14 protein-coding genes are annotated in these 15170 nt (G+C 47.5%); 7 read left to right on the plus strand and 7 right to left on the minus strand.

Features of this window, described 5'->3' with window-relative positions; genetic code table 11:
- Positions 1-70: 70 nt before the first annotated feature.
- Complete coding sequence (locus ACJJIP_RS21495) at positions 71-643, plus strand: OmpA family protein (protein ID WP_020414045.1); 573 nt, start codon at positions 71-73, stop codon at positions 641-643.
- 77 nt (positions 644-720) lie between these two features.
- Here ACJJIP_RS21495 and ACJJIP_RS21500 read toward each other — a convergent pair whose 3' ends face one another.
- The gene (locus tag ACJJIP_RS21500; protein WP_444945949.1) at positions 721-2424 is read right to left on the minus strand and encodes a phytoene desaturase family protein; all 1704 of its coding nucleotides are present in this window, start codon (positions 2422-2424) and stop codon (positions 721-723) included.
- A 151-nt stretch (positions 2425-2575) separates the two neighbouring features.
- On the opposite strand from ACJJIP_RS21500, the gene ACJJIP_RS21505 reads away from it, so the two are divergent.
- Positions 2576-2782: a ParD-like family protein gene (locus ACJJIP_RS21505; protein WP_444945950.1), complete on the plus strand. Its 207-nt coding sequence runs from the start codon at positions 2576-2578 to the stop codon at positions 2780-2782.
- Positions 2775-3551, plus strand: a complete 777-nt coding sequence (gene map / locus ACJJIP_RS21510) for a type I methionyl aminopeptidase (protein ID WP_444945951.1) — start codon at positions 2775-2777, stop codon at positions 3549-3551. The genes ACJJIP_RS21505 and map overlap by 8 nt, the downstream gene beginning before the upstream one ends.
- Positions 3552-3684: 133 nt before the next feature.
- On the opposite strand, the gene ACJJIP_RS21515 is transcribed toward map, so the two are convergent.
- Positions 3685-5163: a tetratricopeptide repeat protein gene (locus ACJJIP_RS21515; RefSeq protein ID WP_444945952.1), complete on the minus strand. Its 1479-nt coding sequence runs from the start codon at positions 5161-5163 to the stop codon at positions 3685-3687.
- Between the two features lie 599 nt (positions 5164-5762).
- On the opposite strand from ACJJIP_RS21515, the gene ACJJIP_RS21520 reads away from it, so the two are divergent.
- Positions 5763-6410 carry an SOS response-associated peptidase family protein gene (locus ACJJIP_RS21520; protein ID WP_444945953.1) on the plus strand — a complete coding sequence of 216 codons (648 nt, stop codon included), beginning with the start codon at positions 5763-5765 and terminating at the stop codon, positions 6408-6410.
- A 47-nt stretch (positions 6411-6457) separates the two neighbouring features.
- Here ACJJIP_RS21520 and ACJJIP_RS21525 read toward each other — a convergent pair whose 3' ends face one another.
- From ACJJIP_RS21525 to ACJJIP_RS21535, 3 genes are read right to left on the minus strand one after another with little or no spacing between them, the layout of a single operon-like run.
- Positions 6458-7285, minus strand: coding sequence for a prolyl hydroxylase family protein (locus ACJJIP_RS21525; RefSeq protein ID WP_282952120.1), 828 nt, complete (start codon positions 7283-7285; stop codon positions 6458-6460).
- Between the two features lie 26 nt (positions 7286-7311).
- The gene (locus tag ACJJIP_RS21530) at positions 7312-8640 is read right to left on the minus strand and encodes an aldehyde dehydrogenase family protein (RefSeq protein WP_444945954.1); all 1329 of its coding nucleotides are present in this window, start codon (positions 8638-8640) and stop codon (positions 7312-7314) included.
- Positions 8641-8698: 58 nt separating this feature from the next.
- Positions 8699-9613: a CmcJ/NvfI family oxidoreductase gene (locus ACJJIP_RS21535; RefSeq protein ID WP_020414053.1), complete on the minus strand. Its 915-nt coding sequence runs from the start codon at positions 9611-9613 to the stop codon at positions 8699-8701.
- Between the two features lie 108 nt (positions 9614-9721).
- Here ACJJIP_RS21535 and ACJJIP_RS21540 point away from each other — a divergent pair, with 108 nt between their 5' ends.
- From ACJJIP_RS21540 to ACJJIP_RS21550, 3 genes are all read left to right on the plus strand, one after another.
- Complete coding sequence (locus ACJJIP_RS21540; protein WP_353375908.1) at positions 9722-10642, plus strand: LysR family transcriptional regulator; 921 nt, start codon at positions 9722-9724, stop codon at positions 10640-10642.
- A 100-nt stretch (positions 10643-10742) separates the two neighbouring features.
- Positions 10743-11741, plus strand: coding sequence for a YHYH protein (locus ACJJIP_RS21545; protein ID WP_444945955.1), 999 nt, complete (start codon positions 10743-10745; stop codon positions 11739-11741).
- 235 nt (positions 11742-11976) lie between these two features.
- Positions 11977-13314: a dicarboxylate/amino acid:cation symporter gene (locus tag ACJJIP_RS21550; protein ID WP_051089520.1), complete on the plus strand. Its 1338-nt coding sequence runs from the start codon at positions 11977-11979 to the stop codon at positions 13312-13314.
- Positions 13315-13416: 102 nt separating this feature from the next.
- Here the strand turns inward: ACJJIP_RS21550 and ACJJIP_RS21555 are convergent, their stop codons facing one another.
- Together ACJJIP_RS21555 and ACJJIP_RS21560 are read right to left on the minus strand one after the other, a co-directional pair.
- Positions 13417-14406: a right-handed parallel beta-helix repeat-containing protein gene (locus ACJJIP_RS21555; RefSeq protein ID WP_444945956.1), complete on the minus strand. Its 990-nt coding sequence runs from the start codon at positions 14404-14406 to the stop codon at positions 13417-13419.
- Between the two features lie 225 nt (positions 14407-14631).
- Positions 14632-15060 (minus strand): DUF1810 domain-containing protein, encoded by a 429-nt coding sequence (locus ACJJIP_RS21560; protein ID WP_020414059.1) that lies wholly within the window; start codon positions 15058-15060, stop codon positions 14632-14634.
- Between the last annotated feature and the right edge of the window lie 110 nt (positions 15061-15170).

Below are 15170 nucleotides of genomic sequence, written 5' to 3' on the forward strand. Positions count from 1 at the left end.
CCCGCCTCTGCTTTGAGGATTTCAGGGCGTCTACACTGAATCTGACGTCTAGAAACCGGAAGTCCTGTTTATGGCGGGCAAATACACTTTCGTCTGCTGTTTTTCCCTACTGGTGATACTTATCGCCGGTTGCCCCGATCCCAATAAGAAATATGCGCTGAAACCCCTAACCGAGGTTCAGTCGGGTGAGAGTGAAAAGGCTGCGCGCCAAGCAGCCCCTTTTGCAGATGAACTGGTGCGCTTTCTGCGTGGGAATCCTCGAAAGGGTGGCGATACTTTTATCTTGCGCCTGGAGTTTGATCCAGGCGGTTTCGCTCCACGCATGGATAGTATTGGCGACTTGGAAGCCCTGCTGGTTATCATGCGTGACTTCCCAGACCTGCGAATCACCATCGAAGGACATACCGACAATGATGGCGACCCCAAGAAGAATCTGCATCTGTCCCAGTGGCGAGCCGATTGGGTAAGGCACTTTCTGGTGGAAAGGGGGATATCGACTGAACGTATGGAAGCCCAGGGTTATGGCGATACTGACCCGATCGCCGATAACAGCAGTAAAGAGGGGCAGAGAGAGAATCGCCGCTTGGTAATCAGGGTTTTGAATTTTGATCGGGTGCCCAGCAAGTTGCCAAGGCGCCAATAGCTTCGGCTTAATTGTTCCCTTTAAAACTAAACCCAGCGTATCGCAGCCAGGTTTAGTAGTAAGGTTAGGTGTCTTGATTAACCGGTAGCTTTGCTAAGCCCCTCTGCCTCATTGTTTCCTTTCTGTTCTGGTTTACTTGTAAATACCTGGCGCATTAGTTTGGCTCCCTGACGCCAGCCGAGGATACTCTGTGCGGTTAGTACACCTGAAATCATAGCGCCGGCAACACCACAGCTCATTACATCCTGGCCGGTTAGATATAAGCCTTTGAGTCGGGTTTGGGGGCGCAGCCAGCTTTGCTCGAAGCGGTTTGGGTCGTGATCAAGTCCGTAAATCTCACCTTGGGGATAAAAGCAGAAATAGTCTGTAGAGAGTGGTGTGGATAGCTCGTAATAGTCAATTTGCCCGCGCAGATGTGGGAAGTGCTTGTAAAGATGCTCCAGCAGGCGCTGGCTAAATTCTTCTTTCAAGGCTTCGTAATCATCACCCCGTTTGCCCCAGGGCTTTTCATGCCACTGGGTAAACCAGTCATAGTTGGCTGGAGCCACAATTTCTATAGTGGCACGTCCCGGATAGCGTTGAGTAAAGGTAGGGTCCTTGGCCGAAGGAAAGGAGATGTAGGTTAAAGGAATATCCTTGCTGCTGTCCTGCAGGAATTCCTGCATGTCTTTCTCATAATTATCGCTGGTGTATAGCCAGTAATTGGTTTTGGGTAGCTGTAACTCTTCCGCAGTTTTTTCCAAGCCAATATAAAGGCAGAGGTGGGACATGGAGCGGTTAACAGTTTTGAGATCGCGCGTATACCCAAGGCGCTCGCTAGCACTTTGTGGCAACAGTTTTTCAAAAGTATTGAAAACTCCGGCCCCGGAAATTACCAGTGGAGCTTCTATTTCCGTGCCATCGGACATATGAACCCCGCGGACATGGTTACCATCCAGGAGAACGGTCTCCACAGTGGCATAAGTGAAGACTTCACCACCACTGGCTTGTATTTGAGGAATAATGGTTTCGGAAATTTTACTGGCACCACCAACTGGGTAATAGCCACCATATAAGTAATGCTTGGCAATTAATGCATGAATAATAAAACTACTCTCGGCAGGGGTCATACCGTTGTCACCCCATTGGCCTGTGAGCACTGAAATCAGTTTTTCATTTTGGGTAATCTCGGCCAGCACCTCACGGGTAGTTTTGTTCAGCCATGAGGGGTCGCGTAGCTTCCGCCACAGGCGCACTAAAGGGGTGCACCAGGAGGGAAGAAGTTTTTCCAGTGCTAGACGCTGCATTGATTTGGCTACTTCATTGAGGCGGCCAAGGTAACGTTCGATATTTTCCCGCTCATTGGGAAAATGCTTCGTCAACTCGTCAATAAAGTTCTGGCGTCCTGCACGTAAGTCGAATTGCTCCTCGCCTATACAAATTCGGTCGTAAATTTCATCCATTGGCGCCCAATGCAGCTGGTGGCCGGAGATAAAATCAAAGATTTTACGCGTCATGGTGGGATGTTGGCCTACATCGCCGATGTAGTGCACACCAACATCCCACTCATAGCCATTGCGGTCGTAGGCATGGGTATAACCGCCTGCGGTGTAGTGCTGCTCCAACACCAGCACTTTTTTACCGGTAGCGCTGAGCATTGCTGCAGTAGTGAGGCCACCTATCCCCGAGCCTATTACCAGGGCGTCATAGGGCCCTTCCAAACGGCTTGGGCGATAGCGCCGGCCAATACGAAGGCGGCTCGGCTTAGGTGCACTGCGCTTCTTTTCGATGGTATCGGTCATGGTGGCCTCATAGCTATTGTTGTTATTCGTTAACAATATCGCCCCCTTAACCTCTATGCAATAAGTTGCATAATGCAATTGCCTCAACTCCCTATACGAATTAGAAAAACAGCTATACACTATGTATATGAAACGAATATGGATTGTATAAATGGGTATTGTCAAAATTTCTGATGATTTACACAATGAGATTCGCAAAGCCAGTGCAACCCTGGCGCGTTCAATTAACGCTCAGGCTGAGTACTGGATAAAGATTGGCATGCTGGCTGAGCTGAATCCGGAGCTGACTTACAGCCAGTTATGTAAGAAGTTGTTGCGCACTGAGTCTTTCACTTTGGAAGAGTTGGTTCGTGAGTAATATTAAGATCAAGAGTGTAAGAGAGCAGCAGTTGATGCGTGTCTCCGGTGAATTACTCAGCCGTGTTTTTGGCATGCTTGATGATTTCGTGAAACCGGGCATTACCACCATGGAAATTAATAATCAGGTGGAGGCGTTTATTGTTCGGGAACTAAAAGCACGGCCAGCCAGTAAAGGTCAGTACGACTACCCTTACGCTCTCAATACTTCAGTTAATGAAGTGGTCTGTCATGGTATGCCGCGACAGGGGCAGGTGCTGCGCGATGGTGACATTTTGAATGTGGATATTACCCTGGAAAAATCGGGCTATATCGCAGACTCCAGCAAAATGTACATGATCGGCAGTGTCACTCCTATTGCGAAAAAGTTGGTACAGAGCTGCTACGAAGCTATGTGGGCAGGAATCCGTACAGTTAAGCCAGGGGCAACTCTGGGTGATATTGGGAATGCAATACAGCGCTATACGGAGCGACAGGGGTTTAGTGTGGTGCGTGAATATTGTGGGCATGGCATCGGACAGGAAATGCACGAGGAGCCGCAAGTGTTACATTATGGCCGTGCTGGCAGTGGGGTCATTCTGCAGGAAGGGATGACATTTACCATAGAGCCTATGATTAACCAGGCTAATCGAAAGACAAAGTTGAAAAAAGATGGCTGGACCGTTGTGACCAAAGACGGAAAATTATCGGCCCAGTGGGAGCATACAGTTTTGGTTACTGCGGATGGCTATGAAGTCTTGACCTTGAGAGAAGAAGAAAAAGGGCATTAGTCTACTAAATTACTATTCCCAGGTTACGCATCAGTCAGGTCTTTAGTATTTTGAAAATTCTTAATTTATGCCCCATCTTAATCTTCATAAAGTTAAAATAGGGGCTTAGATAAAATGCCCTTAGAGTATAGGGTTACGTCGATTTTTTTGCAGTTGGCTCGGTTTCGATGACAGACTCATTTTCAATCCGCTTGAGTAGTTTTTTTGTCCGTACGCGGACTTTTGCATCGTGGGACCAAGCCAGAGTCCTCTCAAGGAAAGGCTTGGCTAGCTTTGGTTTTTTGATTTCAGCCAGAAAAAAACCAATAGAGCCATTGATTTCAATGCTATTTGGATTTTGTTGGTAAGCGGCCATCATGGTCTTTAAGGCGTCGATAGTAGAGCCTTTTCTCTGCTGAGCCATCCATTTAAACTGATACGCCGAAAGTGAATTTGGATTTAGTTTTATAGCTATATCAGCATAATCCAAGATTTTGGAGTAGCTCTTATCGTCCCATTGATTGGATTCAAGATTACTTTCCAGTCGATTGAAGTAATATATGGCTAAATTCGTAGCTACCCGATAGTCTATCTCACCTATCGCTATTAGCTTCTCGATAAGTGTACTTGCCGATTCATAATTCTTTTTATAAAACAAAAGATTGGATTTAAGAGAATCAATTGCAGGATCTAAGGTTGACTGTCTTTCTGCTCTTTCCAAGTATCTAAGAGCGAGATCGTACTTTTCCAGATCGATGGCCCTTTCTGCTAAAAGTAGCAGTTTTTCATTTTTGCTGATTTTTCTTTTATTAACTTGAATATCATTTATTGTGAGTTTGACCTCATACCCAGATAGTTTACGCTCTCGTAGATAGTGGACTAATGCAACATCTAATTCTTTCAGTTCAATATTGTAATATATGGGGAATTGCTTTAAGGCATCGCCCCCTTCATTAATTTTTGTTAGGTATTCCTTTGTGGCTTGATTGTACGAACTTTTCCTGGAGTCTTCGCTAAAAAATAAGTAATGAAGTAGTAACCAGGCGCTGCCGTAATACCTGTTATTATATTCTCCGCCTTTTTTTGTTAGATCTGGCTTGATTATTTGTTTGGCTTTTAACGGGCCTTGCTCCAAGCCATAAAGCCTCCACTTGGGGAGATTTCCGATTACTATAGAGTCTTTTTTAATAATAGCGCTTGCTAATAGTTCTGCAAATCCTTCGGAGTACCATTTGGGATAGCGCATACCACCACGTTCTCGCATAAGATGGTGGATATATTCATGGAACATGATTTCTCCGCCATTCAGTATTCCCCGATTGTTTTCCTGGGAAAAAATCAAAGGGCCATTAATTGTATTTGTGTAAAATCCAACTGTACGTCTTGTTCCAGATAATTCATCGAAATCTCTGGACTTTTTGAAGTGATATACCTTGAGCCTTGAATTTTCTGGCCTGTTTTCCAATCCCGTGAGTAGGAGTGAGGCTCTGCGAAACTTTTCTAGATCAAGTAGTAGCTTTTTAGCTTTTTTGGCAGATACATCTGAGTAAACAGTAAAATTTTCGCTTTTATACTCATACCAGTCTCGGCTATGAGCTGAGCTGGATAAAATATATAAAAAAATAACTAACAAACTGGATATTCTAAATTTCATGAAATATTTAAAATTGAGTGTAAATCTTTTGAGGCGTTTGCCTGATGGGATAATCAAATTATACGGGATAAATATGCTCTCAAGATAGTAATCTGGTTATCGGTCTATTTTTGAGCACTCTTTGTGTATGTTTTTTCTCCTGCTTGCCATTAGATGACATCCTGGTCGGATTACGCACTTATCCAGTTGTTGATTCGTGTACAGACAACTATTTCGTAAGTAGATATTCGTAGATACCTTATTTTCTGGATATAAGTTATCTTGGCCGTTCCTTGTTAATATAAGCTGTCTATATACAATTTTATTTAAAGCTTTTAGGTGTATGTTCTAAGGCAATATTTTTGATGGTGAGTCCGTTAGCTCTGTTGTTACCGATCTACTAGTAACAATAAAACTATGTACGCGGTCATCATTATAATCTGTAAGAAATATGTTCGTTGTTTTCCGGTAGCCGTTGGTATTAATTTACGTCAAGAATATGTTTGATCTTACAATAAATGTGGGCTGTGGAAACTAGCCTTGAGTAGCTTGCGAGGTATTCTGGGAAAAGCTATCAATAGCTGAATAGGAAGCAGGGTATGTGCAGTATTTTTGATGTAGATAGACAGGCGGAAATGGAGCGCTTTCTCGATATCTACGGTGTAGAGCATCCCGAGCGTATGATATTTGGTCGTCGCCGCAGGCCCACTCAACAGGTATCGATTGTAACTAGCAGGCATGGTGAGCCCCAAGTGGGAAATGCGATCTGGCACTTGTATCTGGAAAAGGAAGGGGGTAGCTGGAAACCCCATAAAAAATACTGGTCGATCAATAGCAATTGGAAAAAACTGGACAGTCGCCCGGAGTATCGAAAATCCCGTTGCCTGATTCCTGCGACTGCCTGGGTGGAGAGTTTATGTGGTAAGCACCCGGTGGAATTCAGTTATGGCGAGCCCTATTTTTTCTGTGGCCTGTATAAAATCTGGGGTTCCACTTTAAGCTGCTCAATTATTACCCTGGATGCCCATTCGGCGACGAAAATCTATCATGAAAAATCTTTACCAATGATTGCTCCAAAAGATTCAGGTTTTGTGAGCAAATGGCTGAGCGGCAGTACGCATACCGATCAATTTACTGATTTTTTGCAGCCTAAGATAGAGTACGATCACTGTCAGCTGACAGTTAGGCCGGTAGCGCGGGCCACATCAACAGAATATAAAGGTGACCCTGTAATTGTAAGTAAATAGATTTGCTAAATTCGACGGCAGGCTTAGTTCACTGTTGTTTGGTAACACTAACCATCTTGGTGAAATAATATATCTGTACGGATTATATATTTAACCCCACGTTCTATAGGTGTTGAGCTATGTACCCTGTGCAGTGGGTGCATTCCATGGGGAAAACAGAGGACGGACCCTGCTGGAGTGCGTACATCCACGTCTTTCATGGAACTGCCTGTAGGCTGGTGGAGGGGATCATCCCCATTGACTCTAAAGCGAGTGGCTCCACCATCGAAATCCTCGCTGAGTAGCACCAGGAAAGTCATTTCGCTAAAGCAATCCGGGTAGCCATTGGCGACCAATTGTCCATCAATAATTCTGCTGCCCGGCCAGGCACCGTCGGTATGGAATTTAAAATAATCTCCAGTCCCATAGCGATAAAAGCGAAATCGCTGATTTAGTCCCACTGGTTTGCGCCCGCCAAAATAACTTTCCGGGTCTTGCATCAAATTTTGTACACGCTGCCATACAAGGCGCTCAGTGCTCTCGTCCACAACCCAGGTCAGGTTGTCATTGTGGCGAACGTCCCTGGGCAGAGATACCGCGGCATCTGGCAAGTAACCAACGGCTTCTGTAATTTCAATCAGGCGCTGGCACTCCTCAGCAGAGAATATATTCAGCAGTTGAAAAGCACCAGGTACTTCGGGGATATCGCGCCTTTCTATATTGGAAGGGATATGCTCTGACAGTGACGCCGGATTTTCCAGATGGGTAGCCCAGGTGGGCAGGGATGGATGCTCCGCTCCTGGTTCCCTGGCAATCACATAAAAATCTTTAATCGGTAGTTTGGATAAACCCTGCGGTGTCACTGCCGGTGTCTTTTTTAAAGTTACTGTGCTCATTACTTCAAATTCCGCTCAACATATTCTTACAGATTAATAACGGTTAATTGGGCAAATTGGCGGTGGCCGTCGATACCGCCGTGGTAACCGAAACCACTTTGCTTTGCTCCGACCCAGGGTGTGCCTCCAGCGCCTTGATTAATCCCGATCATGCCGGCTTGCAGTCGGTTACTTACTTGTACAGCATCTGCGCCGCCAAAAACCACAGCTCCGAGCCCATAGACTGAATCGTTTGCTCTTTGGATGGCGTCCTCCACATTGTTGAAGCGGTCGATTGCAACTACCGGACCGAAGGTTTCTTCATCCTCCAGCTGCATACCCGGTTGTATTCCGCTAATCACCGTGGGGGGAATAAAGGGTGGTTTTGGTGCTTTTTCTCCAAGCAGCAGCGTTGCGCCTTTTTTTAAAGCATCCTGAATATGATCAACCACTTTTTGGTGTTGGCGCTGGTTGACCAGAGGGCCAATATCGGCTTGTAGGTCCTGCCAGCCCCCTGTGTGATATTGCCGCGCGATGGAAGTCACTGCTTTTTCGAATTGATCGGCAATACTCGCATCCACATAAATACGCTCTGTGGAAGTGCACATCTGGCCTGCATTCTCGAAGCTGGAGGCCACCGCAAATTGGGCGGCTTTTTGAATATCGGCACTGGCCAATACGATCATGGGGTCGTTACCGCCGAGCTCCATCACCAGGCGTTTCAGCGCAGGAGCGGCATTAGTCATAATTTGCTGGCCGGTTGTCCGTGAGCCGGTGAAGGCGATCATATTAATATCCGACTGTACCAAGGCTTCACCGGTGTGCCTGTCTCCATGAGCAATTTGCAGGATGCCCTCGGGCAGAGTTTCATTCAGGGTTTTTACCAGGAGATCTGCTACCAGAGGAGACTCCTCTGACGGCTTGAGTATTACACTGTTTCCGGCCACCAAAGCGGGTACGAGCAGGTTATTGGCCATGGCCAGTGGGTAATTCCATGGGGAAATTACGGCCACGACACCCAGCGGACGGTATTGGATTTCACTGCCGCCGTTGCATTGTCCCCTTAAAGCTTTGCCGGCGTCCTCCGCCAACCAAATACCACCCTGAATAGCACCGCCGGCTTCGTAATTTGCACGTCGAGTATCCTTACCCATTTCACGGCTGATAAGTTGTGCCAGGTTACTTTGTAGTGGCTGCAATTTTTCATAGGCATGTTGCAGAGCCTGTACACGTTGCTGCAATGATTGACTGGCCCAATCAATCTGGGCTTCCCTGGCTTTGGCAACTTTCTTGGAAATGGAATCCCGGTTGCTCACTGCAACACTGCCAACCTGTTCACCGGTAAGGGGATCGATAGAAAATAGAGTTTGGGTCATACCTTGGTCTCAAATAAATGCTGCGGAGTTGTGTTTTATTCACCCCGTAACTCAGTGCTCAATCGTTAAATAAGGCGATGGTGCGCAATTCAATACTAGTGCGGCGCGGGGCACCGGAACTATCAGGAAGATCAAATGCAGTGTGGGGCACACCGGTGATGGGACCCTGGTGTTCGCTATCGAATACGCGCAGCAGCAGGCCCTCCCCCGGCTGCATATCACTGAACCAGATCCAGCGGTGCTTCGGATTGGCGCTGATCACCGAGATCTGCCCCTCCCGCTCAGGGTAAATCAGGCGCATCTTGTGGAAGTCTGCCTCGCCTACACTGCGTAAATCTGCCATTGCCAAAGGTGATTCCTTCACTGTGCGCAGTAATGGCAGCCATAAATTAATGAATTTATAGCGAGGGAAATCTGCCGTATTTAATCCGTGTTCAGGCAGGGTCTGCCGGAGCTGCCTGTCTGCGGACCAAGGCGTATAATCATTGTGCACGGTCTTCACCGGAGAGCGGCGGCTGCGACTCTGCTCGGTGGGTCCCTCTGCGGAGGGCTGTGCCCGCAGGGTGTGGTCGAAGGTGAGTACACGGGCTGCGCCCAGGCGTTTTGCGATCCAGGTTTCGATAGCCGGATACCATTCTCGGCGGATTAAATCATCGCGTTTAGTTGGAGCTGTTCTATCTGCAGCGTGGTCATCCAGAGCCAACAGGGCATCGTCAAACTGGTGCAGGTCGATAGTTAGTTGTGGCTTCACCAGCTCAAACCCCTGAATATCCAAGCTGAATTTTTCCCCCATAACTTGCAGGGTGCGGCCATCCTCAATCGACATAGACTGTGGGTTTACTTGATCGAGCAGGTGGGTGGGACCAGGCCCCGCCTGCCGCTGGTCGTATACCAATTCACTATCGGTATTTGCGTAATTGATTGTCGCCTTGAGCAGCCGGCTCGGCGATGAGTGCAGAGTCGCGGTCAGCATAGTGGCTTCCTCCCAAAGGGTTGATGGCAAATAAATCATGTCTTATGGGCAATGCTAGGTTCAGCTCGATACAATGAAAATCAAGTAACAGTTGTGAGTGATACAGGTTTGAGCAGAAATCATGGTATTGATCGCCTGGGCAGGCTGGAACTGAAACAGTTGCGCTTATTGCAGGCTATTTTGCGGGAGTTGAACCTGTCGCGGGTGGCAGATCAGCTAGGGGTTAGCCAGCAGACAGTTAGCGAACAGCTGAAGCGTCTGCGGGAGCTATTTGATGACCGGCTGTTCATTAGAACCAGCAATGGTGTTATTCCAACGCCCTTAGCCGAGCGCTTGGCGCCCAAGCTGGATAGTATCCTTAATGATATCGCGGCTCTATTGCGCGGCGATGAATTCGCCCCTGCGGAGCATCACGGGATCTTCACTATCAGCGCCACCGACTTTGAGCAGCGAGTGGTGTTGCCGGCCCTGCTTAAGCAGCTGCGTGAGCAGGCACCGGGCCTCAAAGTGGTGGTGCTAAAGCTTGAAATTGACCGTATGGCCCAGCAGTTGCAAACCGGTGAGGTGGATCTGGTGTTCAGCACACCGGGTTTTGTGCCGGATAGCTGCCCCAGTATGTTGTTGTATCGTGAACATTACGTATGCGTGTGTTGCCGGCATACAGGGGTGCAACTGGAAAGTCGAGAACCCTTGGGCTTGGACAAGCTGGCAGAGATTCCCCAACTGGTTGTGTCGCCTTCTCGTGGTGACTTGCGTGGCATGGTGGATAGCTGGTTTGAGCAGTTTGGTTTAAAGCGTAATGTTGTGTTGTCGGTTCCCTCCTTTGCCGCCGCAGCTGAATGTATCGCCTCCACAAATACAGTCGCTTTTCTGCCGTCTCGCCTGTTACCTGATCCGCGCCTGCATACCTTACCGATTAGTGAGCAGCCACCTGGCTTTGATGTGGTCGCCGCCTGGCACACTCGCAGTGGGCAGGACCCATTACACAAGTGGGTAAGGCAACTGTTAGCCGGGCAATTTACACCGTAAGCCGCCGTGAAATAGTGCCGCCCGAGGGTCTTAATACCGGCCCGGCCAATGTGAGATCACTTGCTACACTGGGGTTGGCAATTACCCGGGGGTGGGGATCATGAGAATTGGGATATTGTACTTGGCTTTCCATAGCGTCTTAGTCTCTGCCCATAGCGATGGAGCCCACACCGACTTCGCCGCAAATATAGACCTCCCCGCCCTCTTTAACCGGGAAGCACTGGTGGAAGATATCCGTGCAGTGGATTGTACTTTGTCGGAGGGTAGCAAATCTCGCTGCTGGCAGCTTAAGTTGAAAGCCGCACCTCGTCACCATATGGGTCCCTGGTGCCCCAGAACAATTCGAGATCCGATCACGGCAAGTGGCATGATGTTCATCAAGCAGCAGGTTGTCGCCACCGACGGCCCCTTCGTAAAAAATGCCGCTGAGTTTTTCTCCGATCCCAAATGGGTTTTGTATAACGAGAAGACCGGGCGGGTAAAGGTGACTGATACCAAGAGGGCCTGTGAGCTGGCAGCAAGGCCGGATGTAGCTCCGGAGTTTAATAATTATTGCGTGGAGTGTCTGGCCAGCTATTTGGGTGATAATTTCTATATGACCTACCTGATTCCCATAAAGCCACTTACAGCAAAATCCCCGCAAAGTTCGAATGACCACTCCGGTTACGGAGTGGCATTCAATGGGGTTAAATTTGATATCAGTGCCCCGGTAGGCGCGATTTTAGGAGCGCATACCTTGGCGCCTGTAGATGCCTGTGGTGGGCATGTTAATCCCCATGTGGGCTACCACTACCACGCAGCGCTCGGTTGTAGTCAGGCCGATCCGTCGGCAGCGAGCCATGCACCAATAATCGGCATCGCGATAGATGGCTACCTGATTTATGCAAGGGAAAATACCGATGGCAGGGAGCCAAAAGATCTGGATGAATGCCGTGGCCACGAGTTTGCCAATCTTGGATATCACTATCACGTCAATCTCGCAGCGGAAAACGATATCCTGCACTGCCTAAAGGGAGAGAGGGGCTGTGCGCTGGGCAAAAACCAGAGCCAGTGCAATTTTTCCGGCAGCAGGGCCTCAAAACTACAGAAACCTGAATAGAACTCAACATCAAAAATTACTATGAATGTTTGAAATGCTGCACCAAAATCGGGCAGCTTATAAACCTGAAACTTTTACTTCCTACCCTCCTTCAATGGAAATACCATCGCCCGTAAAGATACGCTACTTTCTCCTCAGGGCTTGATCTGACCCAAAGGTATCGAGCCAGGTCAGGGGCATAATCCTCCTTTTTCTTCCACTGATGATGAACCACTTGGAAACCGGTACTCAATTTATGCATCACAGCACCAATATTTACCTGATAAGAATGGTTGAATCCCTCGGCTTGCTGGTTCGAAAGCGCCTGTGGATGCAGATCTTGGTAGCTATGGTTCTGGGATTGGGGGTGGGCCTACTGCTTTCCCCGGAAGGTGCAGCCCTGGTGAATCAGGATCTCAGTGTAGTGTTGGCCAGCTGGTTCAAGCTGCCCGGCGCACTATTCCTGAATATGATTCAGATGGTGGTTATTCCCCTGATTGTTTCATCTATCATCCTCGGGCTTTGTGGTAGCGGCAATGTGAGCCAGCTAAAGCGGGTGGGTTTACGCATTGCGCCCTATTTTATTGCCACAACCACAGTTGCCGTTATTATCGGCATTCTATTGGTCCAGTTGATTCAACCTGGAAACTATATTGATGAATCGTTGCTCACTGCAGCAACCGAACTACCCGGAACTACTGCTCCTCAGTTACTGGAACCAAAACCCCTGCCCGAGCGCATTGCCGAGCTGATACCAGCCAACCTGAACCAAAGCATTGCCATGCGTAATATGTTGCAGCTGGTGGTCTACGCCATCTTTACTGGCGTGGCTGTGATGTTGCTGCCACAGAAGCAGCGTGAGACGGCAGTTTACGCCTTTGGTATCGTCCAGGAGATTGCCCTGAAGATAGTCGGCTGGGCCATGTTATTTGCGCCCCTTGCCGTATTTGGTTTATTGGCGGATATCGCCATTCGTGTTGGCTTGACCGCAATTCTTGGGATGTCGGTCTATGTTGGCACGGTAATTCTAGGGTTGCTGATCCTATTGATGTTTTACCTGGTAATTGTCTCTCTGGTTTCCCCGGCCGGACCGCTGAGATTCCTTCAGCGTATTAGCGGTGTACAACTTCTCGCATTTTCCACTTCCAGTTCTGCGGCAGTGATGCCGTTATCTATGCGAACTGCGGAGAGCTCCCTTGGAGTGAAACCCTCAATCGCTAAATTTATTGTGCCGCTGGGCGCTACAGTGAATATGGACGGTACCGCACTCTATCAGGTGATAGCGGCAGTATTCCTGACCCAGGTATACGGAATTGACCTCAGCACTGCCCAATTGGTGGGGCTGACTGTAACTACCGTAGGTGCCTCCATCGGCTCGCCCAGTACGCCGGGTGTGGGCATTGTTATTCTCGCGACTATCCTCGCTGGGATTGGCGTACCTCCAGAGGGGATTGCGTTGATTATTGGTGTGGATAGGATTCTGGATATGTGCCGGACTGCGGTGAATGTCACTGGTGACCTGACTGCCTGCCTGGTTATGGATAAGCTTTTGGGTAGCGATAACCTGGAGGAAGTGACTACTCAGGTGGCTTGAGATACCTCTTTAAATGGGGGGGATTTATTCAGGTGTGAAGGGATTGGAGATTACAAAGCAGCAGGCAAAAAATTTACCTGCTGCTTAGTATGAAAGGGGCTCTTATTTTAAACAGGTTGGTGATGCTTTACCGAAGAAATTCCCCTGCCAAACGTTTGATCCGGTGCAGTCCGGATCAAAGTCATCCCTTAAATCATCACCAAAATTATCAAATGCAAAATTCCCAATAATAAAGTTATTGATACTATCTACCCTGCTAACAACTATACCAGCTGGGTCAAGTGATCCTGCACCATTATTTGTTACAGTGTTTTGAATAACATAGTTGCCTGATCCACCCAGAAACTCAATACCATCATCTACATTGTCTGATACGTGATTTTGTGTAACCAAGGCAAACTGCTCCTCCAGCTCAATCCCATCACTGCCGTTATTAGTCAGGGTGTTTCCTATGATTGAGGCGTAATCCCCATCAACCTCAACACCATCCTGACCGCTTCCACTAATATGGTTGTAACTGACGTTTACATATTCACCGTCAATTTCGACACCCTCATCTCCAGCGCCTTCGATAGTATTGTGAACGATGTTGGTGTAATCACCATTTGCGTCTACTCCATCACCAATAATGGCCAACCCCTGACCGATAATCAGATTTTCATAGATGTTATTGAAATCGCTCTCGGCCAGTACGCCATCATCTTCGAAATCTGTAATCTCCATATCGAAAATACTGTGAGAGCCCGATCCTACTGCATGGATGCCATCGGGGCAGCTATTTATACTGCCACCGTGAATTGAGCCGGAAGTTCCCTCCATACGGACACCGGCCCATTCATCTTGATCGGCTGGGTTATAAGTACAATTCAGTTCAAAGCCATTCATAGAAAGGCTTCCGCCTGGGCCGATGATAGTGAGTGCGATAGGTTCGTCTTCGCTCAACTCACAATTCAAGTGCCCAGTGAGTGTCACTGTTGACGTGATTTCGTCATAACAATCAACAGCCAAACTGATGGATGGTATTGATATACCTATTCCAAAAATCAAAAAAATATAGGATTTTGCACGCCGCGTCGAAATACAGATTGCCATTAGTGATCCCACTTAGATTTATGTTCAGCTTAATTAAGCTGACTGGAAGTTGATAACCTGAGAATGAGTCTAGATTTAAATATGAAATATAAATCATTAATAAATATGTTTGGCACTTAAAGTGGGCTTCTGATCTTTTAATCTCTACGAATGGCAGCAAACTCCGCACTCTAACTTTTCTATTAAAAAGTGATTTTTACATAGTGTTTGCGTACTCGACATCTATTAGTTCAAACCGAGTAGCTCCAGGGTGTGAGCATCACTCTTGCCGTTATAGTACCTATCAAGTACGTCCTTAAATAGGCTTTCCTCCTTTTCAGCAAGCGAAAATAAGGTCATGGAGGATTTTAGTTTCATATCATCTGGAGATCCGAAAATGTCATGAGCGCTGCGATCATGGATGTCGAGTAGGGCGTGACAGCAGGATTTCAGCCTCTGCCCAAGCGTGGGTTGGGCTAAATAGGCCTTTGCTTCCTCCAGATTCTTGATTCCATATTTTTGAGCCATGGAGCTGTGCCCAAGGCCGACAACTTGTGGAAATATGTACCACATCCAATGAGATCGCTTTTTTCCATTCTTTAACTCTAAAAGTGCATCTTCATAAGAGTGTTCTTGCGCTTTAATAAAACGCTCTAAATCAAAATTTTCTTTCATTTAAGTCATCCGGCACTGGTAAAGTCATGGTTGAATTTCAGAATAGCAGGGGAGGGGAAAATGGATAATTCTGAAGGCCAGATGGTTATTTTAAGTCAGGATGAAAGAAA

Source organism: Microbulbifer variabilis (genome assembly GCF_052467165.1).